The 24,971-nt window shown below is 60.5% G+C and carries 30 protein-coding genes and 1 pseudogene; 16 read left to right on the top strand and 15 right to left on the bottom strand.

What is annotated here, in order from left to right; genetic code table 11:
* Window positions 1-7 precede the first annotated feature (7 nt).
* From NDJ82_RS25955 to NDJ82_RS25945, 3 genes are read left to right on the top strand one after another with little or no spacing between them, the layout of a single operon-like run.
* Entirely contained in the window at window positions 8-868 is an 861-nt protein-coding gene (locus NDJ82_RS25955) for a MurR/RpiR family transcriptional regulator (protein WP_250926574.1), read from the top strand.
* A gap of 1 nt (window position 869) precedes the next feature.
* Window positions 870-2,333: an N-acyl-D-amino-acid deacylase family protein gene (locus NDJ82_RS25950; protein ID WP_250926573.1), complete on the top strand. Its 1,464-nt coding sequence runs from the start codon at window positions 870-872 to the stop codon at window positions 2,331-2,333.
* A 29-nt stretch (window positions 2,334-2,362) separates the two neighbouring features.
* On the top strand, window positions 2,363-2,731 hold the full coding sequence (locus tag NDJ82_RS25945) for a glyoxalase superfamily protein (RefSeq protein WP_158878359.1): 369 nt from the start codon (window positions 2,363-2,365) through the stop codon (window positions 2,729-2,731).
* 625 nt (window positions 2,732-3,356) lie between these two features.
* On the opposite strand, the gene NDJ82_RS27785 is transcribed toward NDJ82_RS25945, so the two are convergent.
* The gene (locus NDJ82_RS27785; protein WP_371260691.1) at window positions 3,357-4,220 is read right to left on the bottom strand and encodes a methyl-accepting chemotaxis protein; all 864 of its coding nucleotides are present in this window, start codon (window positions 4,218-4,220) and stop codon (window positions 3,357-3,359) included.
* Window positions 4,212-5,141 (bottom strand): annotated as a pseudogene (locus NDJ82_RS27780) (methyl-accepting chemotaxis protein); the annotation flags it as partial. The gene NDJ82_RS27785 and the pseudogene NDJ82_RS27780, both read right to left, overlap by 9 nt.
* Window positions 5,142-5,525: 384 nt before the next feature.
* On the opposite strand from NDJ82_RS27780, the gene bamJ reads away from it, so the two are divergent.
* Window positions 5,526-6,143 carry a BamJ family beta-barrel-assembly machinery protein gene (gene bamJ / locus NDJ82_RS25935; RefSeq protein WP_099587252.1) on the top strand — a complete coding sequence of 206 codons (618 nt, stop codon included), beginning with the start codon at window positions 5,526-5,528 and terminating at the stop codon, window positions 6,141-6,143.
* Window positions 6,144-6,203: 60 nt separating this feature from the next.
* Here bamJ and NDJ82_RS25930 read toward each other — a convergent pair whose 3' ends face one another.
* The 3 genes from NDJ82_RS25930 to NDJ82_RS25920 form a co-directional block, all read right to left on the bottom strand.
* A complete protein-coding gene (locus tag NDJ82_RS25930; protein WP_003194088.1) occupies window positions 6,204-6,461 on the bottom strand; it encodes a PA4570 family protein in 258 nt (85 codons plus the stop codon).
* Between the two features lie 159 nt (window positions 6,462-6,620).
* Complete coding sequence (locus NDJ82_RS25925; RefSeq protein ID WP_250926571.1) at window positions 6,621-6,962, bottom strand: zinc ribbon domain-containing protein YjdM; 342 nt, start codon at window positions 6,960-6,962, stop codon at window positions 6,621-6,623.
* Window positions 6,963-7,144: 182 nt separating this feature from the next.
* Entirely contained in the window at window positions 7,145-8,113 is a 969-nt protein-coding gene (locus tag NDJ82_RS25920) for a polyprenyl synthetase family protein (protein ID WP_099587253.1), read from the bottom strand.
* 239 nt (window positions 8,114-8,352) lie between these two features.
* Between NDJ82_RS25920 and rplU the strand changes: the two genes are divergently transcribed.
* The 7 genes from rplU to NDJ82_RS25885 all read left to right on the top strand — a co-directional run bounded on the left by rplU (window position 8,353) and on the right by NDJ82_RS25885 (window position 13,961).
* The gene (gene rplU, locus NDJ82_RS25915; RefSeq protein ID WP_026014348.1) at window positions 8,353-8,667 is read left to right on the top strand and encodes a 50S ribosomal protein L21; all 315 of its coding nucleotides are present in this window, start codon (window positions 8,353-8,355) and stop codon (window positions 8,665-8,667) included.
* Window positions 8,668-8,701: 34 nt separating this feature from the next.
* The gene (gene rpmA / locus NDJ82_RS25910) at window positions 8,702-8,959 is read left to right on the top strand and encodes a 50S ribosomal protein L27 (protein ID WP_003176049.1); all 258 of its coding nucleotides are present in this window, start codon (window positions 8,702-8,704) and stop codon (window positions 8,957-8,959) included.
* Between the two features lie 193 nt (window positions 8,960-9,152).
* On the top strand, window positions 9,153-10,376 hold the full coding sequence (gene cgtA, locus NDJ82_RS25905; RefSeq protein ID WP_015885843.1) for an Obg family GTPase CgtA: 1,224 nt from the start codon (window positions 9,153-9,155) through the stop codon (window positions 10,374-10,376).
* Between the two features lie 111 nt (window positions 10,377-10,487).
* Window positions 10,488-11,606 carry a glutamate 5-kinase gene (proB, locus tag NDJ82_RS25900; RefSeq protein WP_026013771.1) on the top strand — a complete coding sequence of 373 codons (1,119 nt, stop codon included), beginning with the start codon at window positions 10,488-10,490 and terminating at the stop codon, window positions 11,604-11,606.
* A 15-nt stretch (window positions 11,607-11,621) separates the two neighbouring features.
* Entirely contained in the window at window positions 11,622-12,086 is a 465-nt protein-coding gene (locus NDJ82_RS25895; protein ID WP_099587254.1) for a CreA family protein, read from the top strand.
* A gap of 101 nt (window positions 12,087-12,187) precedes the next feature.
* Window positions 12,188-12,670 (top strand): glutathione peroxidase, encoded by a 483-nt coding sequence (locus tag NDJ82_RS25890; RefSeq protein ID WP_250926570.1) that lies wholly within the window; start codon window positions 12,188-12,190, stop codon window positions 12,668-12,670.
* Between the two features lie 187 nt (window positions 12,671-12,857).
* The gene (locus tag NDJ82_RS25885; protein WP_250926569.1) at window positions 12,858-13,961 is read left to right on the top strand and encodes an NADH:flavin oxidoreductase; all 1,104 of its coding nucleotides are present in this window, start codon (window positions 12,858-12,860) and stop codon (window positions 13,959-13,961) included.
* Here the strand turns inward: NDJ82_RS25885 and NDJ82_RS25880 are convergent.
* Both NDJ82_RS25880 and cysZ read right to left on the bottom strand, forming a co-directional pair.
* Window positions 13,930-15,132 carry a glycosyltransferase family 4 protein gene (locus tag NDJ82_RS25880; RefSeq protein ID WP_099587300.1) on the bottom strand — a complete coding sequence of 401 codons (1,203 nt, stop codon included), beginning with the start codon at window positions 15,130-15,132 and terminating at the stop codon, window positions 13,930-13,932. The two genes, NDJ82_RS25885 and NDJ82_RS25880, sit on opposite strands and share 32 nt — an antisense overlap.
* Before the next feature lie 54 nt (window positions 15,133-15,186).
* Entirely contained in the window at window positions 15,187-15,951 is a 765-nt protein-coding gene (gene cysZ / locus NDJ82_RS25875) for a sulfate transporter CysZ (protein WP_099587257.1), read from the bottom strand.
* Window positions 15,952-16,232: 281 nt separating this feature from the next.
* Between cysZ and trxB the strand changes: the two genes are divergently transcribed.
* Window positions 16,233-17,195, top strand: a complete 963-nt coding sequence (gene trxB, locus NDJ82_RS25870; protein WP_158877550.1) for a thioredoxin-disulfide reductase — start codon at window positions 16,233-16,235, stop codon at window positions 17,193-17,195.
* A 63-nt stretch (window positions 17,196-17,258) separates the two neighbouring features.
* Here the strand turns inward: trxB and NDJ82_RS25865 are convergent, their stop codons facing one another.
* From NDJ82_RS25865 to NDJ82_RS25840, 6 genes are read right to left on the bottom strand one after another with little or no spacing between them, the layout of a single operon-like run.
* Entirely contained in the window at window positions 17,259-17,600 is a 342-nt protein-coding gene (locus NDJ82_RS25865; protein WP_250926568.1) for a HopJ type III effector protein, read from the bottom strand.
* Entirely contained in the window at window positions 17,593-17,889 is a 297-nt protein-coding gene (locus NDJ82_RS25860) for a DUF1244 domain-containing protein (RefSeq protein ID WP_143522584.1), read from the bottom strand. The genes NDJ82_RS25865 and NDJ82_RS25860 overlap by 8 nt, the downstream gene beginning before the upstream one ends.
* Before the next feature lie 16 nt (window positions 17,890-17,905).
* A complete protein-coding gene (folX, locus tag NDJ82_RS25855; RefSeq protein ID WP_003194073.1) occupies window positions 17,906-18,277 on the bottom strand; it encodes a dihydroneopterin triphosphate 2'-epimerase in 372 nt (123 codons plus the stop codon).
* 2 nt (window positions 18,278-18,279) lie between these two features.
* Window positions 18,280-18,840: a GTP cyclohydrolase I FolE gene (gene folE, locus NDJ82_RS25850; protein WP_250926567.1), complete on the bottom strand. Its 561-nt coding sequence runs from the start codon at window positions 18,838-18,840 to the stop codon at window positions 18,280-18,282.
* Window positions 18,841-18,860: 20 nt separating this feature from the next.
* Complete coding sequence (gene folM, locus NDJ82_RS25845) at window positions 18,861-19,571, bottom strand: dihydromonapterin reductase (protein ID WP_191948323.1); 711 nt, start codon at window positions 19,569-19,571, stop codon at window positions 18,861-18,863.
* 57 nt (window positions 19,572-19,628) lie between these two features.
* A complete protein-coding gene (locus NDJ82_RS25840) occupies window positions 19,629-20,189 on the bottom strand; it encodes a putative antibiotic biosynthesis monooxygenase (protein WP_099587262.1) in 561 nt (186 codons plus the stop codon).
* 214 nt (window positions 20,190-20,403) lie between these two features.
* Here NDJ82_RS25840 and NDJ82_RS25835 point away from each other — a divergent pair, with 214 nt between their 5' ends.
* Complete coding sequence (locus tag NDJ82_RS25835) at window positions 20,404-21,363, top strand: MerR family transcriptional regulator (protein ID WP_250926566.1); 960 nt, start codon at window positions 20,404-20,406, stop codon at window positions 21,361-21,363.
* Window positions 21,364-21,365: 2 nt separating this feature from the next.
* Here the strand turns inward: NDJ82_RS25835 and NDJ82_RS25830 are convergent, their stop codons facing one another.
* The gene (locus NDJ82_RS25830) at window positions 21,366-21,971 is read right to left on the bottom strand and encodes a hypothetical protein (RefSeq protein ID WP_099587264.1); all 606 of its coding nucleotides are present in this window, start codon (window positions 21,969-21,971) and stop codon (window positions 21,366-21,368) included.
* A 60-nt stretch (window positions 21,972-22,031) separates the two neighbouring features.
* On the bottom strand, window positions 22,032-22,499 hold the full coding sequence (locus NDJ82_RS25825) for a PAS domain-containing protein (protein WP_250926565.1): 468 nt from the start codon (window positions 22,497-22,499) through the stop codon (window positions 22,032-22,034).
* A gap of 128 nt (window positions 22,500-22,627) precedes the next feature.
* On the opposite strand from NDJ82_RS25825, the gene NDJ82_RS25820 reads away from it, so the two are divergent.
* The 3 genes from NDJ82_RS25820 to NDJ82_RS25810 all read left to right on the top strand — a co-directional run bounded on the left by NDJ82_RS25820 (window position 22,628) and on the right by NDJ82_RS25810 (window position 24,956).
* The gene (locus NDJ82_RS25820) at window positions 22,628-23,086 is read left to right on the top strand and encodes a flavodoxin (RefSeq protein ID WP_250926564.1); all 459 of its coding nucleotides are present in this window, start codon (window positions 22,628-22,630) and stop codon (window positions 23,084-23,086) included.
* A gap of 185 nt (window positions 23,087-23,271) precedes the next feature.
* Complete coding sequence (locus NDJ82_RS25815; protein WP_250926563.1) at window positions 23,272-24,054, top strand: class II aldolase/adducin family protein; 783 nt, start codon at window positions 23,272-23,274, stop codon at window positions 24,052-24,054.
* On the top strand, window positions 24,054-24,956 hold the full coding sequence (locus NDJ82_RS25810; protein ID WP_099587268.1) for an alpha/beta fold hydrolase: 903 nt from the start codon (window positions 24,054-24,056) through the stop codon (window positions 24,954-24,956). Before NDJ82_RS25815 ends, NDJ82_RS25810 begins: the two co-directional genes overlap by 1 nt.
* Window positions 24,957-24,971: the final 15 nt, after the last annotated feature.

Here is a 24,971-nt window from a genome sequence, read left to right as displayed (position 1 = left end):
AGCCCCAATGGACATCCTCTACCAGATCCGCGCCCGCCAGGCTTCTTTCAGCGCCGGCGAAGGACGTATCGCCAAGCTGATGCTCGATGACGTAGGTTTTGCGGCGTCGGCCAGCCTGGAGGCGTTGTCCCAGCGGGCAGAGGTCAGTACGGCAACGTTGTCGCGATTTGCCCGCAGCGTCGGTTGCCGTGATCTACGCGATTTGCGCCTGCAACTGGCCCAGGCCAGTGGCGTCGGCAGCCGTTTCCTGGACCCGGCGGGGTTGCCCGAACAGTCGGCGTTTCACCGGCAGATTCTGGGGGACATCGAGGCAACGTTGCGACAGCACTTATCGGGGTTCGACCAGGCCAGTTTCGCCGATGCGGTCAGCCTGCTGAGCAAGGCGCGGATGATCCATGCGTTCGGCATGGGCGGCCCGTCAAGCCTGTGCAGCGACGAGTTACAAGTGCGCCTGGTTCGCCTGGGCTACCCGATTGCCGCTTGCCACGATCCGGTGATGATGCGCGTCACGGCTGCGACGCTGGGCCCGGAACATGCGCTGATCGTCTGCTCGTTGACCGGCCTGACGCCGGAACTGCTGGACGTGGTGGCGCTGGCGCGCAACTACGACGCACGCATCATCGCCATCACCCTGGCCGACTCCCCTCTGGCGCGTTTGGCGGACGTGGTATTGCCCCTGCAACCGGCCGAAACCAGTTTTATCTACAAACCCACCGCAGCGCGCTATGGCCTGCTGTTGGCCATCGACCTGCTCGCTACCGAGCTGGCGCTGGCCCTGCCGGACGCTAACCAGGAACGCCTGCGCCGGATCAAACTGGCCCTGGACGATTATCGCGGCGGCCCCGGTAGCCTGCCGCTTGGAGACTGATATGAAGTACGACACGCTGATTCGCCACGCGCTGATCATCGATGGCAGCAACACACCGGGTTACGTGGCGGATGTGGGGGTGCGCGAGGGGCGTATCGAGACAATCGGTGATCTGTCTGCTGCGACGGCCGAGCATCAAATCGACGCCACCGGCCGCGTATTGGCACCAGGCTTTATCGATGTGCACACCCACGACGACACCGTGGTGATACGCCACCCGCAGATGCTGCCCAAGCTCAGTCAGGGCGTGACCACAGTGATTGTCGGCAACTGCGGCATCAGCGCCTCGCCGGTCAGTTTGCGCAGCGATCCGCCGGACCCGATGAACCTGCTGGGTGGCGCTGCGGCGTTTGTGTATCCGCGTTTCAGCGACTATCGCCGCGCCGTGGAAAGCGCTCATCCAGCCGTCAACGTCGCGGCGCTGATCGGCCACACAGCGCTGCGCAGTAACCACATGGACGACCTGCATCGCACTGCGACACCGTATGAAATCGCCGCCATGCGGGTGCAACTGCACGAGAGTCTGGAAGCCGGCGCCCTCGGTTTATCCACAGGCCTGGCCTACGCCAGCGCGTTCAATGCCGAGACCGATGAAGTGCTGCAACTCAGTGAAGAACTGACGGCCTACGGTGCGGTGTACGCCACTCACTTGCGCAGCGAATTCGAGCCGGTGCTGGAGGCGATGGGCGAGGCGTTTCAGATTGGCCGACATGCCAAGGCACCGGTGATTATTTCCCACCTCAAGTGTGCAGGGGCGGGGAACTGGGGGCGCAGTCCGCAGCTGTTGGCCGCACTGGAACTGGCGGCGAAAACCCATCCGGTGGGGTGTGATTGCTATCCCTATGCGGCCAGTTCTTCGACCCTGGATTTGAAGCAGGTGACCGACGCGTTTCGCATCACCATTACGTGGTCCACGCCCCATCCGGACATGGGCGGGCGAGATCTACAGGCTATCGCCGACGAGTGGAATGTTTCATTGATGGACGCCGCCCGCCGCCTGCAGCCGGCGGGCGCCGTGTATTACGGGATGGACGAGGCGGATGTGCGGCGAATCCTGGCGCATCCGTTGTCGATGGTAGGCTCGGACGGGTTGCCTGAAGACCCGTTTCCCCATCCGCGTTTGTGGGGGGCGTTTCCACGGGTGCTGGGGCATTTCAGCCGTGACGTGGGGTTGTTTCCACTGCATACGGCGGTGCACAAGATGACCGGCTTGTCGGCAGCGCGCTTTGGCTTGTCGGATCGCGGAGCCATTCGTGAAGGGCATTGGGCCGACCTGGTGTTGTTTGATCCGTTGCGGGTGCGGGATATGGCGGACTTTAAAACGCCGGAACGGGTGGCAGAAGGCATTGACGGGGTGTGGGTCAATGGCGTGCTGAGCTACAGCGACGGGCAGGCGAACGGTCAGCGCCCTGGGCGATTCCTGGCGCGCAGCGGGGATTTGCGTCGCGGTTTTTCGTCTTTATAGTGGGCGATCTTTTACACGGAGCGGTTGCCATGCACTTAGGAAAAGTCACCCCCATCCTGCGGATTTTCGACGAGACAAAGGCGTTGGAATTCTATGTGGAATTCCTCGGGTTCAAGGTCGATTGGCAGCATCGTTTCGAAGCGAATTACCCGCTGTACCTGCAAGTGTCGTTGGGTGAATGCGTGCTGCATTTGTCCGAGCATCATGGCGATGCCTCGCCGGGGGCTGCGGTGCGGATCCAGGCGCAGGGAGTGGATGCCTACCAGCAGCAATTGCAGGCGAAGGACTACCGTTATGCCAAGCCCGGGGTTGAAGAAACGCCGTGGGGCTCGCGGGAGATGAGCATCAAGGACCCGTTTGGGAATCGGGTGGTGTTTGTCGAGGAAGGTGAGGGCTGAAGGGCAAATCGCAGGCAATAAAAAACCGCCTTAGTAGGGCGGTTTTTTATTGCAATCCCAGTTTGCGGCTGGGGTTGCGGTCTCACAGGAAGCGCTGACCAACAGGCGGAATACTACCGCCGCTCATATCATCTCGCAAGGCCAGAGGATTATCGTTTTGATGATTTCTCTTGCCTTTTTGCACCGTAAAAATTTGCAATGAATCTATCGAGCAATACTGGTGTTGGAGCATCGTTGGTCACACCTTCGACTGGGATTTGGTTAGGCTCCTCCCCGTTCTAAGTTCGTCGATGTGAGGTGATCCGGGCGTGCACGCGAATTCTGGACCAACCGCCACGGGCTAGTAATCCGTGCCGGATTAATGCGGGAGGCCCATTAGCCCGGCCGCCTCACAGGAAGCGCTGACCCGCGTCCGAAGGCTCGCGTGTTCCGGTAAGTGCGCTGGAGGTAAGGCCCAACTCACGGAGGGCCGAGTATGTCTAAATTTGCACGACGTACCTGGAACCTCGTAGTGAACTGCCTGCGTGCTTACCACGTATGGAGTTCCTGCGGGACAGCTTTGATGACCGGTAAGGTCTGAGAAGTGGAGCCGCCTCGGTTAATCCCGAGGCGGCTTTTTGGTTTGTTAAACCCGGAAATGGCTGACCATCTGCTGCAACTGGCTGCCCAGACGAGCCAGTTCCACACTCGACTTGGCCGTCTCGTCACTCGCAGTGGCGGTCTGTTCCGACACGTCGCGCACATTGACGATGCTGCGGCTGATCTCTTCGGCCACGGCGCTTTGTTGCTCGGCGGCGGCGGCGATCTGCTGGTTCATCGACTGGATGTTCGACACTGTCCGGGTGATGTTCTCCAGGGATACACCGGCCTTGCGCGTCAGCTCCACGCTGCTGTCGGTGAGGCTGCGGCTGTTGTTCATCACGTTGGCCACTTGCTGGGTGCCGTTCTGCAAACCGGCGACCAGGCCTTCGATCTCTTCGGTGGATTTTTGCGTGCGCTGGGCCAGGCCGCGCACTTCGTCGGCGACCACGGCAAACCCGCGACCGGCTTCACCGGCGCGTGCCGCCTCGATCGCGGCGTTGAGGGCTAGCAGGTTGGTCTGTTCGGCGACGGCCTTGATCACGTCCATCACGCTGCCGATCTTGTTGCTCTCTTGTTGCAGGTGGCTCATGGCGTCGGTGGAACGTGCCACTTCAGCGGCCAGGCGTTCGATCTGGGCGATGGCTTCGGCCACCACTTTGTCGCCTGCGCGGGCTTGGCCGTCGGCATCGGCAGCGGCCAGGGAAGCCTGTTCGGCGTTACGTGCGACTTCCTGCACGGTGGCGGTCATTTCATGCATGGCAGTGGCCACTTGATCGGTCTCGATCTTCTGGCTGTTCACGCCGGCGCTGGTCTGCTCGGTCACGGCCGACAGTTCCTCGGCGGCGCTGGCGATCTGGGTCACGCCGTCACGAATACCGCTGATCAACTCACGCAGGGTGGTGCCCATGCGCTGGATGCCTTGTTGCAGCACGCCGAGTTCATCGCGGCGGGTCACCTGGATGTTGTGGCTCAGGTCGCCGGAGGCAATGCGTTCCACCACGGCCAGGGTTTCCTGGATCGGGCGGGTGATCTGACGGGTGATGACCAGTGCGGCAATGATGCCAACCAGCAAGGCCAGCAGAGTGCTGATCAATTGCAGGCTACGGGCCTGGGCGCTTTCGGCGTCGCGGCGATCCAGTTGAATGTCGTAGAGCTTGTCGCTGATGGTGACGATATCAGCGCCCTGGGTGGTCATTTCAGCACGGGCAGCGACGATGTTGGCGTTGGCCGCCTTGTAGTTCTGCACCGCCGTGCGATACGCGCCAAGAGCGGTTTCCAGCGCGGTCAGCGCGCTTTGCTGGCTGGCGCCAACGGCGGCGCCGAGGTCTTTCAAGCCGGTAATGGCTTTGTCGATCTGTGCGGCAGCGCGGGCTTCGGTGTCTGGGCTGACGTTGCCGGTGTAGCCGCGCACTTCGTAGCGGGCCAGTTGGAATTGCATCTTGGCGTCGGCCACGGCCTGGAACTGGGCCAGATGCTCCGAGCTGTCGGGCATCTGCTTGACGCTGGCTTCCAGCGCGTCGATCTGGGCGTTGGCGCTGTCGGCCTTGTCGCCCATCACCTGGCGAGAGGCATTGCCGTTACGGTAAGCCTCGCGCATTTTGTTCAGGGATTGCTGGTAGGCGGTGATGACTGCTTTCTGCTCGTTGAGCAGCTTGAGGTTTTCCGGGCTCTTGAAACTGTCGAGCAGTTTCTGCTGCTGGGCGGCGAAGGCATCGAGGCTGGTCTGCACGTTTTGCGCCACGGCTTCGTCACCGTTGGCCAGCATGTATTGAAGGCGCACGATGCGCAGTTTGGTCAGCGAGGCGTTGAGCTGGGTGATGTCGCTCATCCAGTTGCTGCGGTCAATCAGGCCGCCAAGGCTGGTCCAGCCAGTCAGTGCCAGGATCGAGGTGAGGACAAGCACCAGGCCGAAGCCCAGGCCCAGTTTGAGGTTGACGCTTATGTTACCGAACCAGCTATTCATCGAATGCTCCGCAAGAGTGATGTCTGTTTGCTGGACGGTGTTGTTATTTGAGCCAGCCAAGGTGTAGCGCTGTATCGGCGGCGGGTCTTGATTCTGAAGGGTGTTTTATTCCATGTGGCGACGAAGGGTCGCCAGCGGTGTGCAGCACGACTGAGGGCTCATCAAGGGGCGGTCTTGTGTGCTAGTCTGCGGGCCCTTTTAGTTTCGGGCAGCGCGGGAAATCGCGTTGTCCTACAGCGGAGCCTCTTCATGTCCGAAGTTAATCTGTCCACCGACGAAACCCGCGTCAGCTACGGTATCGGCCGTCAGTTGGGCGACCAACTGCGCGACAACCCGCCACCGGGCGTAAACCTTGACGCAATCCTGGCTGGCCTGACCGACGCATTCGCTGGCAAGCCAAGCCGCGTTGACCAAGAGCAAATGGCTGCCAGCTTCAAGGTGATCCGCGAAGTCATGCAAGCCGAAGCAGCCGCCAAGGCTGAAGCCGCTGCTGGCGCTGGCCTGGCCTTCCTGGCTGAAAACGCCAAGCGCGATGGCATCACCACCCTGGCTTCCGGCCTGCAATTTGAAGTGCTGACGGCCGGCGAAGGCGCCAAGCCGACTCGTGAAGATCAAGTCCGTACCCACTATCACGGCACCCTGATCGACGGCACTGTGTTCGACAGCTCGTACGAGCGTGGCCAGCCAGCAGAATTCCCGGTTGGCGGCGTGATTGCCGGTTGGACCGAAGCCCTGCAACTGATGAATGCCGGCAGCAAATGGCGTCTGTACGTGCCGAGCGAACTGGCTTACGGCGCTCAAGGCGTTGGCAGCATTCCGCCGCACAGCGTGCTGGTGTTCGACGTCGAACTGCTCGACGTTCTGTAAGACCTGCTGATTACCTGTTGGGGCGAACCTGTTCGCCCCAACAGTGTTTTGCGCGTTTGCTCATGGATGAAACTTGCCATTGAGCTCCGTCGCCGGGCGCAACGCCCGGGCATAACAGAACAGAAACAAATTACGCACCACCTCCTTCAGCACACCGGGTTCACTTGAACTCAGGCCGTTGACGTCCAGGTCACCCTGGTCCTGCAATTCATTCAGCGCTTCTTCCTCCAGCACCGCACAGACTTCACCGGTTTCCCGATGCAGGATTCGCAGGTAAGGATGTGGGCGGTCCAGCCAGGCATCTATCAAATAAGTCATGGTGCATCTCCTTGATGGGTTTCAATGAGAATAATTCTTATTCGTAGAATAGCAAGCGTCTATTGGCAGTTTGTTGGTTTTTCTGTGTGGATATTGAGGTGGGTCAGGGAGGAGGGCAAAACGCCATCCCGCGGCGGGCGCGGGATGGATGCAGCGGATTCAGACTTTGCGCACGAACTCGGACTTGAGCTTCATCGGGCCGATACCGTCGATCTTGCAGTCGATATCGTGGTCGCCGTCGCACAAGCGGATGTTCTTGACCTTGGTGCCCACCTTGACCACCAGGGACGTGCCCTTGACCTTGAGGTCCTTGATTACGGTGATGGTGTCGCCGTCCTGCAGGACGTTGCCCACAGAGTCTTTCTTCACGGTTTCATCGCCGGCCACTTCGGCCTCGCCATTGGCGTACCATTCATGGGCGCATTCCGGGCAGATCAGCTGGGCGCCGTCTTCGTAGGTGTATTCGGAATTGCATTTCGGGCAGGGTGGCAACGTGCTCACTAAAGCTCCTTAAAGGTCAGGACGGCTAAAAGTCGCACATTATATAGGGTTTTGTAGTCTTGCAGGTTGTATGAAATCTAAATGTGGGAGGGGGCTTGCCCCCGATGACGGTGTGCCAGTCTATACAGAGGCTGGCTGATCTACCGCTATCGGGGGCAAGCCCCCTCCCACATTGGTCTGACTTAGTGAGTACGCGCGACCGCAAACTCACTCAGTTCAACCAGGGCGTCCCGGTATTCACTGGCAGGCAGGGCTTCCAGGCACTGGATCGCACGGGCCACGTAATCACGCGCCAGCTGTGCGGTGTAGTCCAGGGAGCCCGAAGCTTCTACGGCCTCACGGATGCTTTCCAGGTCTTCGATCCCGCCTTTCTGGATCGCTTTGCGTACCAGGGCGGCCTGTTCCGGCGTACCTTCGCGCATGGTGTAGATCAGCGGCAAGGTCGGCTTGCCCTCGGCCAGGTCGTCACCGACGTTCTTGCCCAGGGTTTCGGCGTCGCCTTTGTAGTCGAGCAGGTCATCCACCAGTTGGAACGCCACGCCCAGGTGATCACCAAAGGTACGCAGGGCTTCGGCCTGTTCGGCGGTCGCACCGCACAGGGCCGCAGCACTGTGGGTCGAGGCTTCGAAGAGCATCGCGGTTTTGCCGCGAATCACTTCCATGTAGGTTTCTTCGGTGGTGCTGGCGTCGCGGACCTTCGACAGCTGCAACACTTCGCCTTCAGCGATGATGCGCGTGGCCTGGGACAGGATCTTCATCACCGGCATCGAGCCCAGTTCGACCATCATCTCGAACGAGCGCGAATACAGGAAATCGCCCACCAGGACGCTGGGGGCGTTGCCCCACATGGCATTGGCGGTCTCGCGACCACGGCGCATGCCGGACATGTCGACGACGTCGTCATGCAGCAGGGTGGCGGTGTGCAGGAATTCGATGGTGGCCGCCAGCAGGCGCAGGTCATCGCCTTCGCGGCCCAGGGCCTTGCCACACAGCAACACTAATAAAGGACGCAGGCGCTTACCGCCCGCCGACGTAATGTAGTCGCCAATTTTGGAGACCAGCGGCACTTTAGACGTCAGCTGCTGCTTGATGATGCCGTCGACGGCGCTAAAATCGTCCGCGACCGCGCGGTAGAAAGCTTGGGGTTGCATCAGCGACAGTCGCTCCAGAAGGGTTGCGCGGCATGCTAGGACCCTGACCCCGCAGTGTCAAGGCGCGATAGACGGCCCCTTGCAAGGCCTCGTTGCCTTGCGTACAATCGCGCACCCTGAACTTCCTGGGCAGCACCTGCCTTACGCAATTGCATTCGGGACGTCCATCCCATGCAGCCATGCCAGCCAATACCTCTTCTTATAAAGAGCTGGGTGAGCAGGATTATCGGAGAAATACCATGTCGTACGCAGTAATTGTTACTGGTGGCAAGCAATACAAGGTCGCCCCAGGTGAATACCTGAAGATCGAAAAACTGGAAGTCGCTACTGGCGAATCCGTTACTTTTGATCGCGTTCTGTTGGTCGCCAATGGCGATGACGTGAACATCGGCGCTCCAGTTGTTGCTGGCGCTACCGTTGTGGCTGAAGTGATTTCCCAAGGGCGTCACGATAAAATCCGCATCATCAAGTTCCGTCGTCGTAAGCACCACATGAAGCGTATGGGCCACCGCCAGTGGTACACCGAGATCAAAATCACCGGTATTCAGGCTTAATTTCAGCCTAATTCCTCACTAGGAGAATTGACTCATGGCACACAAAAAAGCTGGTGGTAGTACCCGTAACGGTCGCGACTCAGAAGCCAAACGCCTTGGCGTTAAGATGTATGGCGGCCAGAAAATCATTCCGGGCAACATCATCGTGCGTCAGCGCGGCACCCAATTCCACGCCGGTTACGGTGTAGGCATGGGTAAAGATCACACCCTCTTCGCGAAAATCGAAGGCGTGATCAAGTTTGAAGTAAAAGGCGCGTTCAACCGCCGTTACGTGAGCGTTGTCGCAGCTTAATTGCGAGATCGCTGGAAAAGCCCTGTCTTGCGACGGGGCTTTTTCGTTTGTGGGGTGAGTCTCTTGCAAAGCTGTTTGTGATGGGCTCCGGCGCTGGATTTGCGGTCGCTGATTGAGGTCGCTGCGCTCATTTTTGCAAGAGTCTTATGTCTTGGTTTTTTAAGCTCGTCCGTGCGGCGAGAGGCGTTTTGTTATGAAGTTCGTTGATGAAGTTTCCATCCGAGTAAAAGCAGGCGACGGCGGTAACGGCTGCATGAGTTTCCGTCGCGAAAAGTTCATCGAAAACGGTGGCCCCAACGGCGGTGACGGCGGTGACGGCGGTTCCATCTACATGATGGCCGACGAGAACCTCAACACCCTGGTCGACTACCGTTACACCCGGCACTTCGATGCCGAGCGTGGCTCCAACGGCGGCAGCACCGACTGCACCGGTAAGAAAGGTGAAGACCTGGTACTGCGCGTACCGGTCGGCACCACGATCATCGACTCCGCGACCCAGGAAGTGATTGGCGACCTGACCAAGGCCGGCCAGAAGCTGATGGTTGTGCAGGGCGGCTGGCACGGTCTGGGTAACACCCGATTCAAGTCCAGTACCAACCGTGCACCGCGCCAGACCACGCCGGGCAAGCCTGGCGAGCAGCGTGACCTCAAGCTGGAAATGAAAGTACTGGCAGACGTAGGCCTGCTGGGCCTGCCGAACGCGGGTAAAAGTACCTTCATCCGCTCGGTCTCGGCCGCCAAGCCGAAAGTCGCCGACTACCCGTTCACCACCCTGGTGCCAAACCTGGGCGTGGTCAGCGTCGACCGCTGGAAAAGCTTTGTGATCGCCGACATTCCCGGCCTGATCGAAGGGGCTTCCGATGGCGCAGGCCTGGGGATTCGCTTCCTCAAGCACTTGTCCCGTACCCGTTTGCTGCTGCACCTCGTCGACATGGCGCCGCTGGATGACACCAGTGCACCAGACGCCGCCGAAGTGATCGTCAGCGAGCTGACCAAGTTCAGCCCGGCCCTGGCTGAGCGTGATCGCTGGTTGGTGCTGAACAAGTGCGACCAGATCCTCGAAGAAGAGCACGAGGAGCGCGTCAAGGAAATCGTTGACCGCCTGGAATGGACCGGTCCGGTCTACGTGATCTCGGCCATCGCCAAAGAAGGCACCGAGCGCCTGACCCGCGACATCATGCGCTACCTCGAAGACCGCGCCGACCGCCTGGCCGCCGACCCGGTATTCAAGGCAGAACTGGCCGAACTCGACCAGCAGATCGAAGACGAAGCCCGCGCCCAGCTGCAAGCCCTGGACGACCAGCGTGCCCTGCGCCGCAGCGGCGTGAAGTCGGTCCATGACATCGGCGACGACGATTGGGACGAAGAAGACGTGGATGATGAAGACGGTCCGGAAATCATTTACGTGCGTGACTGATCCGTTGCAGTAAACTTGAACGCCGCTCTCTATAGAGCGGCGTTTTAGTATCCGGGTTTAACGTTATGGGCCGCGCTGGGTCGCGCAGCCCTCAATCTAAGGTTGAAGATGATGCGGAGCAAAGTGACAGGTGCGCAGCGCTGGGTCGTAAAGATCGGAAGTGCGCTGCTGACAGCGGATGGCAAAGGCCTGGATCGCGCAGCAATGAGCGTTTGGGTCGAGCAGATGGTGGCCCTGCATGAAGCGGGCGTCGAGTTGGTGCTGGTGTCGTCCGGGGCGGTAGCCGCCGGGATGAGCCGCCTCGGCTGGACCGCGCGACCCAGCGCGATGCACGAACTGCAAGCCGCCGCCGCCATCGGCCAGATGGGCCTGGTGCAAGCCTGGGAGTCCAGCTTCGCCGAGCATGGCCGCCACACGGCGCAGATCCTGCTGACCCACGATGACCTGTCCGACCGCAAGCGCTACCTCAACGCCCGCAGCACGTTGCGCGCACTGGTGGAGCTCAAGGTCATCCCGGTGATCAACGAGAACGACACCGTGGTCACCGACGAAATCCGTTTCGGCGACAACGACACCCTGGCCGCCCTGGTGGCCAACCTGGTGGAAGCCGACCTGTTGGTGATCCTCACCGACCGCGACGGCATGTTCGACGCCGACCCGCGCAACAATCCCGATGCCCAGCTTATTTATGAAGCACGTGCCGATGACCCGGCGCTTGACGCCGTGGCCGGCAGTGTCGGCGGTGCCCTGGGCCGTGGCGGCATGCAGACCAAGCTGCGAGCTGCACGCTTGGCTGCACGTTCCGGTGCCCACACCATCATCGTCGGCGGGCGCCTGGAGCGCGTGCTGGATCGCCTCAAGGCCGGGGAGCGCATCGGCACGCTGCTGTCGCCGGAACGCGGCATGCTGGCGGCACGCAAGCAGTGGCTGGCCGGTCACCTGCAAACCCGTGGCACCCTGGTACTGGACGATGGCGCGGTGTCGGCGCTGTCCCAAGGCAACAAGAGCTTGCTGCCGGTGGGCGTCAAACTGGTACAAGGCAGTTTCCGCCGTGGCGAAATGGTGGTGTGCGTGGCCCCCGACGGTCGTGAGATCGCTCGCGGCCTGGCTAATTACAGCGCCCTGGAAGCTCAGAAAATTATTGGACAATCGTCGGATGCGATTGTCGGACTATTGGGTTACATGGCCGAACCGGAACTGGTTCACCGCGACAACCTGATCCTGGTTTAACCAAAGGAATATACGATGCGTTTAGTGAAGTTCGCGCTGGGCCTGCTGTTGCTGACGCCGCTGCTGGCTTCGGCCGAAGAAATTGGCCAGGTGTCGACGGTGTTCAAGTTTGTCGGCCCCAATGACCGGATTGTCGTGGAAGCGTTTGACGACCCCAAGGTCGACGGCGTGACCTGCTATTTGTCCCGTGCCAAGACGGGCGGCGTCAAGGGCGGCCTGGGCCTGGCCGAAGACCGTGCCGAAGCATCGATTGCCTGCCGCCAGGTCGGCCCGATCCGTTTCAAGGGTGAGCTCAAGGACGGCGACGAAGTGTTCAAGGAGCGCACCTCACTGGTGTTCAAGACCATGCAGGTGGTGCGTTTCCTCGACAAGAAGCGCAACACCCTGGTGTATCTGGTCTACAGCGACCGCCTGATCGAAGGCAGCCCACAGAACGCCGTGACCGCGATTCCGATTTTGCCGTGGCCGACCGCTCAGTAATCCGCAGGCGGGTTTTGTAATCGGCGTCTATGATTGCAGGCTTGCGAGTTGTAATCTCGATGAGCCGCAACGTAAAGAATATGGGATATCTGGAGTTCGTCATGAGTGCTTTCCACGACCTGAAACTCAAAGCTTTGGACGGACAAGAGCTGCCACTGGCGCCCTTCAAGGGGCAGGTCGTGCTGGTGGTCAATGTGGCCTCCAAATGCGGCCTGACCCCGCAATATGCGGCGTTGGAAAACCTCTATCAGCAGTACAAGGACCAGGGGTTTACCGTGCTGGGCCTGCCGTGCAACCAGTTTGCCGGCCAGGAACCGGGTACCGAAGAGGAAATCCGCGAGTTCTGCAGCCTGAACTACGGTGTCACCTTTCCCTTGGGCAGCAAACTCGACGTAAACGGCCCGGAGCGTCACCAACTCTACCGTTTGCTGGCAGGTGAGGGCGCCGAATTTCCTGGGGATATCACCTGGAACTTCGAAAAATTCCTGCTCGGTAAAGATGGTCGCGTGCTCGCGCGCTTCTCACCGCGCACAGCGCCGGATGATCCAACAGTCGTCCAGGCCATCGAAAAAGCCCTGAGCTGAACCTTTGGCCGGCGGGCTTGTGTGGTAGCGGGCTTGTCGAATCGTCGCACCACCCACGCTGGGCTGCGTAGCAGCCCAATACCTCACTGCTTTTACCCCTTAATCACCCCAATCAATAGTGCTACCCAGCGCTGTGCACTCTCCATATTATCCGCATCATAAACCCCGTCTCCCGTGGAGTGCCCCCATGCCCGTCCAAGCCTTGTTCAAACCTTTCCAGCTCGGCGCATTGCAACTGTCGACCCGCGTGGTCATGGCGCCGATGACCCGCTCGTTTTCTCCGGGTGGCGTACCCAATTCCAAAGTGATCGAATACTACCGTCGCCGCGCTGCCGCTGGCGTGGGCCTGATCATCACCGAAGGCACTGTGGTCGGTCACCAGGCCTCCAACGGCTACCCGAATGTCCCGCATTTCTACGGTGAGGCGGCCTTGGCCGGCTGGAAGAAAGTGGTCGATGCGGTACACGCCGAAGGCGGCAAGATAGTCCCGCAACTGTGGCATGTAGGCAGCGTGCGCCGTATCGGCACCGAGCCTGACGCCAGCGTTCCCGCCTACGGTCCGATGGAAAAACTCAAGGACGGCAACGTGGTCGTCCACGGCATGACTGCCCAGGACATCAAGGACGTGATCAACGCCTTCGCCCAAGCCGCCAAAGACGCCCAAAGCATTGGCATGGACGGTGTGGAAATCCACGGCGCCCACGGCTATCTGGTCGATCAGTTCTTCTGGGAAGGCAGCAACCAGCGTACCGACGAATACGGCGGCAGCCTCGCCAACCGCTCGCGGTTGGCCATCGAACTGATCGAGGCCACCCGCGCCGCCGTTGGCCCGGATTTCCCGATCATCTTCCGTTTCTCCCAGTGGAAGCAGCAGGACTACACCGCGCGTCTGGTGCAAACCCCTGAGGCATTGGGTGAATTCCTCAAGCCTTTGTCCGACGCCGGCGTGGATATTTTCCACTGTTCCACCCGCCGTTTCTGGGAGCCGGAATTCGAAGGTTCCGACCTCAACCTGGCCGGCTGGGCCCGCCAGCTCACCGGCAAACCGACCATCACCGTCGGCAGCGTCGGGCTGGACGGAGAGTTCCTGCAGTTCATGGTCAACACCGACAAAGTCGCGCAGCCGGCCAGCCTGGAAAAACTGCTGGAGCGCTTGAATAACGACGAGTTCGATCTGGTTGCCGTAGGTCGTGCGCTGTTGGTTGACCCGGATTGGGCCGTGAAGGTGCGTGAAGGTCGCGAGGGCGACATTCTGCCGTTCAGTCGTGAGGCGTTGACGACTCTGGTCTGAGTGGCGTCAGGGCGGGCACTGGGTGGCCGTCCTTGCACACTCCGCGCAACTGGCGTTCAAACTGTTCGATAATCGCCGGCCAGCCCTGGCGACTGGCATGTTGGCGCGCGTTCAGGCGCGCCCTGCGCAACGTTTCGCGCTCTTCCAGTAGCCAGATGGCCGCGTCGCAAAACGCATCTTCATCCCCCGGCATCGCCAGTGCGCCGCTATAGCCGTGGCGCAGGTGCTGGCTTGCGGCCGCTTGATCGTAGGCCACCACACCAAGACCTGAAGCCATGGCTTCCAGCACCACGTTGCCGAAGGTTTCGGTCAGGCTGGGAAACAGAAACAGATCACCGCAGGCGTAATGCCGTGCCAGCTCTTCGCCGCGTTGAGTGCCGCAGAACACCGCGTCGGGCAGATCGCGCTCAAGCAGTGCGCGTTGCGGGCCGTCGCCGACGATGATCAGCTTCATGCGGCGCGATGGATACGTAGCTTGAAGCGCATCGACGCAGCGCTTGAGCAGCCCGAGGTTTTTCTCCTGGGCCAGGCGGCCAACGTGCAGCACAGCAATATCGTCGTTCTCCAGACCCCAGCTTTCACGCAGTGCATTGTCACGCTTGGCCGGGTGGAACAACTGGCTGTCGACACCGCGGGACAACATGCCAAGGCGCTCGAAATGCCGGCGCTCCAACTCCAGGCGTTGGCTGGCGCTGGGCACCAGGGTCAGGGTCGAACGGTTGTGAAACCAGCGCAGGTAATGCGTGACCACACGGCTCAGCAGGCTCAAACCGTACTGGTTTGAATACTGCTGGAAGTTGGTGTGAAAGCCACTGACCACACTGATTCCCAGGCGGCGTGCTGCACGCAGTGCGGACAATCCCAGCGGGCCTTCGGTGGCGATGTAGAGCACGTCCGGGCGTTGGCGTGTCCACCGTCGCAGTAACTTGTGCATCGACGACTGGCCCCATTGCAGGCCTGGATAACCCGGCAGCGGCCAGCCGCGGCACAGTAAGAGTTCGTCGTCGCTGAGCCGGCTCTGATCAGCGCCCTGGCGTGGGCGCACGAGCTCGACTTGATGGCCGCGCGCACGCAAACCGTCGCACAGGCGACCAAGGGTATTGGCCACCCCGTTGATCTCTGGCGGGAAGGTTTCGGTGATCAGGGTGATATGGAGCGAAGCTGTCGTCATGACCCACAGTGTCCCGGTGGGCCATGTCGCCATTGTGTCATCCAGATGATGGATTTATGACCTGGGCACCTTGGGCGTGGCCATCGCCTCGGCGCCTTGCTCGCGCACCCAGAACAGCGTCGCCCCGGCCACTGCCGCCGGCATCATCAGCAGGTTGACCACCGGCACCAGCAGCACCAGATAAACGATTCCGCCGAAGCTCATGCTCTGCCAGCGCTTCTGGCGCAGCCACGCGAGCATCTCGTTCCAGCCCAGCTTGTGGTTGTCGGCCGGGTAGTCGATGTACTGGATCGCCATCATCCACACGCCGAACAGCAGCCACAGCGGCGCCGCGATCAGGTTCACAACGGGGATAAACGACAGGATAAACAGACCGATCGCCCGCGGCAGAAAGTAGCCCAGCTTGCGCATTTCCCGAGCCAGGGTGCGCGGCACCATGGCGATCAGCTCGCCCCAACTGAACGCGGGGAAGTCATCGGTACCGCGCACCACCACTTCGACTTTCTCCGAGAGAAAGCCATTGAACGGTGCCGCGATGATATTGGCGAGCATGGTGAAGGTGAAAAACACCATCAGCACCACCAACACCACAAACAAGGGCCATAACAGGTAATTAAGAAAACTCAGCCAGCTCGGCAGCGTCGGCATCAAGTGGTCGACCCACAGGCTGAACTGATGACCGGCGAAGTAGATCAATCCGACGAACAACACCAGGTTGATCGCCAGGGGCAGCAGCACAAACAGCCGCAGGCCAGGGCTCAATACCAGTTTGAGGCCTTCACGCAGGTATTGCGGGCCGGAAAGAGCAGGGGCGGGCATGGAGAACTCCGAGCAGAATGACGATCGCGCCGACCTTACCGGCTTTACATTCAAGGTGAAAGCCGCGACATCAAAGTTAACAAAGGCGTCGATCAGGCCAACTGACAGCATAGAGACCGCCTATGAGCTGGATTGTTAAACCGTATTTCCTTAATCTTGCCCCCCTCTATACGCTGCACCCATTATTTTCAGGATCTGCGAGTTAAAGCCTTCCCCAAGTGCTTCGCAGTCCTTTTTTATTCCAGCCGCCTTGTAGTCCGGGCGGTCGATAGGAGTGAGTCATGTCTGATACCCGTCATTCGCGAGTGATTATTCTCGGTTCCGGCCCTGCCGGTTACAGCGCTGCGGTCTACGCTGCCCGGGCCAACCTCAAGCCGCTGCTGATCACCGGCATGCAGGCGGGCGGTCAGTTGACCACCACCACGGAAGTCGACAACTGGCCGGGCGACGTCCACGGTTTGACCGGCCCGGTGCTGATGGAGCGTATGAAAGAACACGCCGAGCGCTTTGAAACCGAGATCGTGTTTGATCACATCAACCAGGTCGACTTCTCCAAAAAACCTTACAGCCTGACCGGCGACAGTGGCGTCTACACCTGTGACGCGCTGATCATCGCCACTGGCGCCAGCGCCCGTTACCTGGGCCTGCCATCGGAAGAAGCGTTCATGGGCAAAGGCGTTTCTGCCTGCGCGACCTGCGACGGTTTCTTCTACCGCAACAAGCCAGTTGCGGTCGTCGGCGGCGGCAACACGGCTGTGGAAGAGGCGCTGTACCTGGCCAACATCGCCAGCACCGTGACCCTGGTTCACCGTCGCGAGACCTTCCGCGCCGAGAAGATCCTGATCGACAAGCTGCACGCCCGTGTCGCTGAAGGCAAGATCATCCTCAAGCTCAACGCCACCCTGGATGAAGTCCTGGGCGACAACATGGGCGTGACCGGTGCCCGCCTGAAGAACAACGACGGCAGCTTCGACGAGCTGACAGTCGACGGCGTGTTCATCGCCATCGGCCACACCCCGAACACCTCGTTGTTCGAAGGCGTGCTGGAAGCCAAAGACGGCTACCTGGTGGTGCAGGGCGGCCGTGAAGGCAATGCGACTGCCACCAACATCGAAGGCATTTTCGCGGCCGGCGACGTGGCTGACCATGTGTACCGCCAAGCTATCACCTCGGCTGGCGCCGGTTGCATGGCCGCACTGGATGCCGAGCGTTACCTCGACGGCCTGAAGGACGCTTCGTTCTAACAAACGCCGTAAAACAATGTGGGAGGGGGCTTGCCCCCTCCCACATTTTGATCTGCGTCTGACTTAGGATTTGCGGGTCAGGGGCTGCGCGCTGAATTTCACACCGGCCAGGCCATGGGCGATCAATGCGCGGATATTGCCGTGGTCGCTGCCCTCAGGCGTAGCGATTACCGAGCGGTAATGCTCGCCAAACGCCAGCAGCGCTTCCTGGTCACTCAAGCCTTCCAGCACCGCCAGACCCAGCGTCTTGCACGACCCTTCATTCTGCCCGGCAGCGTTTTCCACCGCGCCGTTGGTGAAGGCTTGTGGCTGGTAGTCATACCCTGCGGCAACAAACGCCAGGGTATCGGCAAAAGCATGGTCACCGCTGTTGAGGCTGGCGCGCAGGGTGTTCAGGTCAGTCATGGGTTTTTCCTTTGGCGAACGCCGCCTGTTGGTCGGCGTTGGCTTCTTTCTGGTATTGGGCTTTCCAGTCGGCGTACGGCATGCCGTACACCACTTCACGGGCATCATCGAGGCTCAGCTCGATGTGGCGCTCGTCGGCCTCGGCCTTGTACCACTTTGACAGGCAGTTACGGCAGAAACCGGAGAGGTTCATCAGATCGATGTTCTGCACATCCTTGCGGCTGTCCAGATGGGCCACCAGCCGGCGGAAGGCGGCAGCTTCGAGTTCGAGGCGTTGTTGATCGTTCATAGGGTTCACTTGAATGTCAGCGGCTGGCCGCCAGGGTAATCGAAACCGACTCGGCAAAGCGCAGCGCATGGGGCTTGTCCACTTCGACCTCGGCATACAGCACCGATTCATTGCTCATCACCAGGTCCAGCAGTTCCTGGGTCAGACGCTCCAGCAGGGCAAAGCGGTTGCCTTCCACGTGGGCGATGATCGCCTTGGTGATGGTGCGGTAGTTCAGCGCGTGGTCGATATCGTTGTCGCGCACCGCCTCCTGGGCGGCGTACAGGATGGTCAGGTTGATCAACACATCCTGCTTGTTGAGGATCTCGTCCTCGTTGATGCCGATGAAGGTGCGCAGGCACAGGTCCTTGACCCGGATGCGCGCCATGCCTGGTTGAAGTTGTGGCATTGCTACTTGCTCCGTCCAATCAGTTGCAGGAACTCCATGCGCGTGGTGTTCGACTCGCGGAAAGCGCCGAGCATCACCGAGGTGTTCATGGTTGAATTCTGTTTCTCCACGCCGCGCATCATCATGCACATGTGCCTGGCTTCGATCACCACGGCCACACCGGCGGCCTGGGTCACGTCCTGGATGGCGTCGGCGATCTGCCGCGTGAGGCTTTCCTGGATCTGCAGGCGCCGGGCGAACATGTCGACGATACGCGCCAGTTTCGACAGGCCCAGCACCTTGCCAGTCGGAATATAGGCCACATGGGCCTTGCCGATAAAGGGCAGCAGGTGGTGTTCGCACAGCGAGTACAACTCGATGTCCTTGAGGATCACCATCTCGTCGTTATCGGAAGAGAACAGCGCCCCGTTGACGATCTCTTCCAGGTTCTGCTCATAGCCATGACACAGGTACTGCATGGCTTTGGCGGCGCGCTTGGGCGTGTCGAGCAAGCCTTCGCGCTCTGGGTCTTCGCCGAGGCCTTTGAGAATCTCGCGGTAGTGTTGGGGCAGGGACAAGGTCATACAACATCCTCACATACGGCTTACTTGATATGCCGCCCGCCGTTGACGGTCAGGGTGGTACCGGTGACATAGGGGTTGTCCAGCAGGTAGCGCACGCTCTGGTAGATCACCTCGGGACCGGGCTCGATGCCCAGGGCAGACTTGGCCAAGACCTTGCTGCGATAGGCCGCGTCGTCGTCTTCGTTGAACATCACCATCGCCGGGGCGATGCCGTTGACCTTGATCAGCGGCGCGAACTGCGCGGCAAATGACAGCGTAAGGCTATCGAGCCCGGCCTTGGTGGCGCAGTAGGCAATGTGCTGGCGGCTGCCCTTGCGCACCACGTCATCGCTGATGTGCACGATGTCGGCTGGTGAAGAACGTTGCAGCAGGGGTGAACAATGCAGGTTGATCAGGTACGGCGCAAGCATGTGCACGCTGAACATGTCGCTGAAGGCGCGGCTTTCGTCGCCCGGGGTTTCCGCGACCCAGGCCGAGGCGTTGTGGATGATCGCGCGCAGGCTTTGAGTATGGGTCTGCAGGTCAGCGATAAATGTCAGGATTCCAGCTTCGTTGGAGAAGTCGGCAAACACACCGACCGCGCCCCGTTCGCGCAGGGCCTGCACGCCAGGGCGTTCGCTGCGATAGCTGAAAATCACCGGTTGGCCTTCGTCCAGCAGGCGCTGGGCGCAATGCAGGCCGACACGTTGGCCGGCGCCGGTGATCAGGATCGGTGCATGGGTTGCAGTCATGGGAGGCTCGCGTCGCTGGCAGGCGCAAATCATACCAGCGACGGGTCGCCCCTGTACTCACGCCGCCGCTTCGGCGGCCTTGCGCGGTGTTGGCGCGGGATGCAGCCAGTTCGCCAGCAGGTGGGTCGACAGCGGAATGAACCAGTAAACCATCAGCGGTGTGAGTGCCATCGTGCTGACCAGCACGCGCGGCACCAGGTCGAGCTGATTGAGCAATGGCCCCAGGACGAAATTGAACAGCAGCGACACCGGGAAAAACGCCAGCCAGATCGCCACCGCCTGTTTCCAGCGCGGCGGACGCGCGCCGGCCGCACCAAACCAGCCGTCGATGCCACGTACGCGGTGCTCGGATGGGTCGGCAAACAACTCGCTGCCACGGCTCAGCCACGCACCACGGGAGGCGGAAAACTCCCAGGCGTGCAGGGTCTTTTCATCGGCGAAACGGAAAATGATCTGGAATTCGTCATCGTTGGGCGGCGGTGCCAGCACGCCGGAACCCAGGTAACCGGGGAAGTCGGTGGCCAATTGCTCGCCTTCGCGCAGCCAGGCCATCAGTTCTTCGTAGCGCCCTTTGGCGACGCGGCGCGCAACCATCAAGGTGACGGGAGAGGTAGACATTGTGTATCTCCAAATATACGGGTGCGCTGAACCGGGTAGGCGGCGCACAGACGAAGCTGCGGGGTGTTGCAGCGACGTGTAAAAAGCAGGCAAGGATTATTCCTGTTTTGCCGAAATACACCAGCGACATTGGTCCGAAAAGCCCAGACCTTGAAAAAGACAGGTCTAAAGGCGTTAAATGAGCACCCGACTACAAACGGTTTTTTGGTCTCAAATGCCCGTGATTACTGCTCCCACTGATAGCACTTCGCATCTGGATTCAGCTGACGTCTCTGAGCTGTTTCCAATCCGTGAAGTCTCAAGATTGACAGGCATCAACCCGGTCACCCTGCGTGCCTGGGAGCGCCGTTACGGTCTGATCCAGCCCATGCGCACCGAAAGTGGGCATCGTCTCTACTCCAAGTCCGACATTGAGACCGTCAATCGCATTCTTGATTGGATCGAGCGGGGAGTGGCCGTGAGCAAGGTCGGCAAGATTCTCGCCCGCGACGATCAGCAGGCCGAAATGATTCGTGCTGAGCGTGACACCCTTGAAGACGCCGAATTGCCGCAGTGGCGGGCGCGCCTGATGACCGCGATCAGTGCCTTTGATGACCGCCAGCTTGAGAGCGTGTACGGCCAGATTTTTACCACTTATCCCCTCAGTGTGGCGTTCCAGGACATCCTGATGCCCCTCTGGAACGAGCTGTTGCGCCACCAGGGAGGTTTCGGCCAGGCCAGCGAATGGCTGTTTTTCGACGCCTTCCTGCGTGTACAAACCTTCCTGCGGCTGCACGTCGCGAGTGGGTCGCTGGCGCCCAGGGTACTGCTGACCGCCATGCCCGGCGAATGCCGCAAACTGGAGTTGCTGGTGGCGGCGCTGTTGATGAGTCGTGATGACTTGACCGTGAAGGTGCTGGGCATGGGCCAGCCGTTTGATGAGCTGACCCTGGTGTGTGAAAAGATTCAGCCCCAGGCGCTGGTCATCCTCTCCAATCACGCCCATAACCTTGAGTTAGCCGGGCGCCTCAATCGCTTGGCGTTGACCCTCGATTGCCCATTGTTTCTGGCGGGTGCCGCGTCGGACCTGGCGCAGAGCGCACTGGCAGGCTCCTCCGTCGGTTGCCTGGGCAGCGAAGGGCGCGAGATGCAACGCCGCTTGCAGCAGTTCCTCAGCGGTAACCTGGATACCTGATCTCAGGCGTGCATCTGCGGGTGCACCAGGCGGTGCTGATGCAGGATGAACTGGCGCAGGCGCTCGATTTCATCCGTATCGCTTTGGCTGAGGCGATAGGCAAACAACCCCCGCGCCGTTTCCCGTTCGAACGCGCCGCGCAGGCTGATGCGCTCATAGCCGGAAGGGCTGAACCACAGGGAAAAGGTTTTTGGCGGCTTGATCCTGCCCCGAATCTCCACCAGCACGCCCTTGAATGACACTTCATGCACCCACAGCGCGCTCGCCGTGCCCTTGATGTTTTCCAGGGCCACCGGTGCTTCGAGCGCCAGCCGCCAGGCGCGGATCACTGGGCCGTCTTCGAAAATGCTCGGCACCCCCAGACGCAGATGCACGGCATTGAACTCATCCTCCACCAAGTGCAGGGGAAAAGTCAGTTGCTGGTTGTCGAACTGTGCCTGGATGGTGACATGGTCGTGGGCGGCCAGGCGGGTGAGCAAGTCGCGAATCTGCGCACCGCCGTTGACGGTCAGGCTCGACGACGCATCCCGCAAGTTGAGTTGCGGGTTGTGTTGCATGTTCTGAATGAAATCCAGCTCATCCTGGGTCAGAAGCGCATCGCGTTGCATCGTACGGGCTCAGTAGGGAGGGCATTAAAGTGCCATTATCTGCTCATATGGCCGCATTTTCTAAGTTTTGTTTAATCCGCTGGTCGCCCTGAGCGCCGCGAGCTCGGCCTTGACCTGGGCCAATTCGCCTTCCAATTGCGCGACACGCTGCTGGGCCTTGACCTGGAGCGTGACGTCTTTTTGTACGCCGACAAAATACGTCTGTTTATCGGCTGCGTTATACACCGTCGAAAGTGACAGTTCGTTCCAGAAATGGCTGCCGTCCTTGCGGTAATTACGCAGGATTTCCCGGCACGCCCCACCATTCTCCAGCGCGGCCCGTATAGCCATCAGCGCTGGCTGGTCACGGTCACCCGACTGCAGGAAGCGGCAGTCCTGATAGAGGATTTCATCCAGGGTGTAGCCGGTCAGCCGTTCGAATGCGGGGTTTACGTAAATCAGCGGCTTGTCTTTGCCTTCCCGTTCGGCTACCACGATGCCGTCGTTGGAAGCGGCGATCACCATTTGCATCAGCTTGGCGTTAATCATTGAGCGATCCATGGCTGGTTGTTGAAATGGGCAGTTTATGGCAAGTCCTGAATCTTGCACGGTGTGGCCCGAAATATTTGCGTCGCTGTTAATATCCCAGGCTTTCGCTCAACTACAGGATCAGATTGATGAAAGTCGCCATCCTTTCCGGCTCGGTCTACGGCACGGCTGAAGAAGTCGCCCGCCACGCCGCCGGCATCCTCAAAGACGCCGGTTTTGAAGCCTGGCACAACCCCCGTGCAACCCTGGCGGATGTGCAGGCGTTTGCCCCCGAGGCGTTTCTGGCGGTGACCTCGACCACCGGCATGGGTGAACTGCCCGACAACCTGCAACCGTTGTATTCGACGATTCGCGACCAGTTGCCCGCCGCCTGGCGCGGTCTGCCCGGTGCGGTGATCGGCCTGGGCGACGCCAGCTACGGCGACACCTTCTGTGGTGGCGGTGAGCAAATGCGCGAACTGTTTGGCGAGTTGGGCGTGCGCGAAGTCCTGCCGATGCTGCGCCTGGACGCCAGCGAAAGCGTCACTCCTGAAACCGACGCCGAGCCCTGGCTGGCTGAGCTGGTCGCCTTACTGCGCGCTGACTGAGCGGTTCGCAGTGGCTTTATTGACGGCGTCTCTTTGACGCCGTTTACACAGATTTAAACTATTCTCCTAGCTGACTCGTACGGTCATCAAGCTGGCTGCGAAGGCAACTCCGTCTGCCAGGGCGTCTGACTAGACTGGCCCATCACTCAAAAAACAATAAGAAGTGCGCCAAGGAGGTCGTTGCCGTGAGCCTAGCCCCTGTTGTATCGCCACAGACTGTCAAAGATCAGGTCAGCGCTGCCGAGTGGCAAGCCCGTGTCGACCTGGCCGCCTGCTATCGCCTGGTGGCGCTGCATGGCTGGGACGACCTGATCTTTACCCACATCTCGGCCAAGGTGCCGGGCACCGATGATTTCCTGATCAACCCTTACGGGCTGATGTTCCACGAGATCACCGCGTCGAGCCTGGTCAAGGTCGACCAGGCCGGCAACAAACTGATGGACAGCCCCTACGAGATCAACCCCGCGGGCTACACCATCCACAGCGCCATCCATGAAGTGCGCCACGATGTCACCTGCGTGCTGCATACCCACACGGCCGCCGGCGTGGCGGTGGCGGCGCAGAAACAAGGCGTGCTGCCGATCAGCCAGCAATCGATCTTCGTGCTGTCGAGCCTGGCCTATCATGCCTACGAAGGTGTGGCGCTGAACCACGAAGAGAAGGCGCGCCTGCAGGCCGACCTGGGCGACAACAATTTCCTGATGCTGCACAACCATGGTCTGCTCACCTGTGGCAGTACCATCGCCGACACCTTCCTGATGATGTTCACCTTTCAGCGCGCCTGCGATATCCAGGTGCTGGCGCAAAACGGCGGCGCTGAATTGATCGCCATTGGCCCGCAGATTCTGGCGGGCGCCAAGGCCATGGTCGCGGCTGTCACAAAGAGCGCCCAGGGTATGGGGGGCGCGCTGGCCTGGCCGGCGTTGCTGCGCAAATTGGATGCTCAAGATCCTGGGTATAACAGCTGATGCCACTCGCCGAGATCCCGCTCAGAGCCTGGCGCAAACGCAGCCAGAGTTTCGACTTTCGCGGTCGCACCATCCGTTATTGGACGGCGGGGCAGGGCGAACCGTTACTGCTGATCCATGGCTTTCCCACCGCCAGTTGGGACTGGCATTACGTGTGGCAACCCCTGGCCCAGCACAACCTGGTCATCGCCTGCGACATGCTCGGTTTTGGCGATTCGGACAAGCCGCTGGACCATGGCTACTGCTTGCTCGAACAGGCCGACTTGCAACAGGCGCTGCTTGAGCATCTGCGCCTGGATCAGCCGGTGCATGTGTTGGCCCATGACTACGGCGACAGCGTCGCCCAGGAACTGTTGGCCCGACACTATGAAGGCCGCTTCCAGATGGCCAGTTGTGTGTTTCTCAACGGCGGGCTGTTCCCGGAAACCCATCGCCCGGCGCTGGTGCAAAAGCTCTTGCTCAGCCCGCTGGGCTGGATGATCGGCCGCGCGTTCGGGCGCAATGCCCTGGCCGACAGCTTCAACCAGATATTCGGCCCCAACACCCGCCCCAGCGAAAGCGCCCTTGACGATTTCTGGAGCCTGATCGACTGCAACGATGGCACGCGCATCCTGCACAAACTCATCGCCTACATTCCCCAGCGTCGGCGCCTGCGTGATCGCTGGGTGGCGGCGATGCAGCACGCTGACGTGCCGTTGCGGGTGATCGACGGCGAGATCGACCCGATCTCGGGTATCCATATGGTGGAGCGCTACCGCCAGTTGGTGCCCAACGCCGACACGGTGCTGTTGGCCAATATCGGCCACTACCCGCAGATCGAGGCGCCGGTGCTGGTGCTCAAGCACTACCAGGCGTTTCGTGATCGAATTGGGCTGGCCGCGCCGCGCCTGGCTTATTCCTAGACCCTAGGATCATCC

Source organism: Pseudomonas sp. SR18 (genome assembly GCF_023701505.1).
Taxonomy (GTDB): Bacteria; Pseudomonadota; Gammaproteobacteria; order Pseudomonadales; family Pseudomonadaceae; genus Aquipseudomonas; species Aquipseudomonas cyclaminis.
The sequence above is the reverse complement of the archived record's forward strand: the minus strand, read 5'-3'. Positions and strand labels throughout refer to the sequence as shown.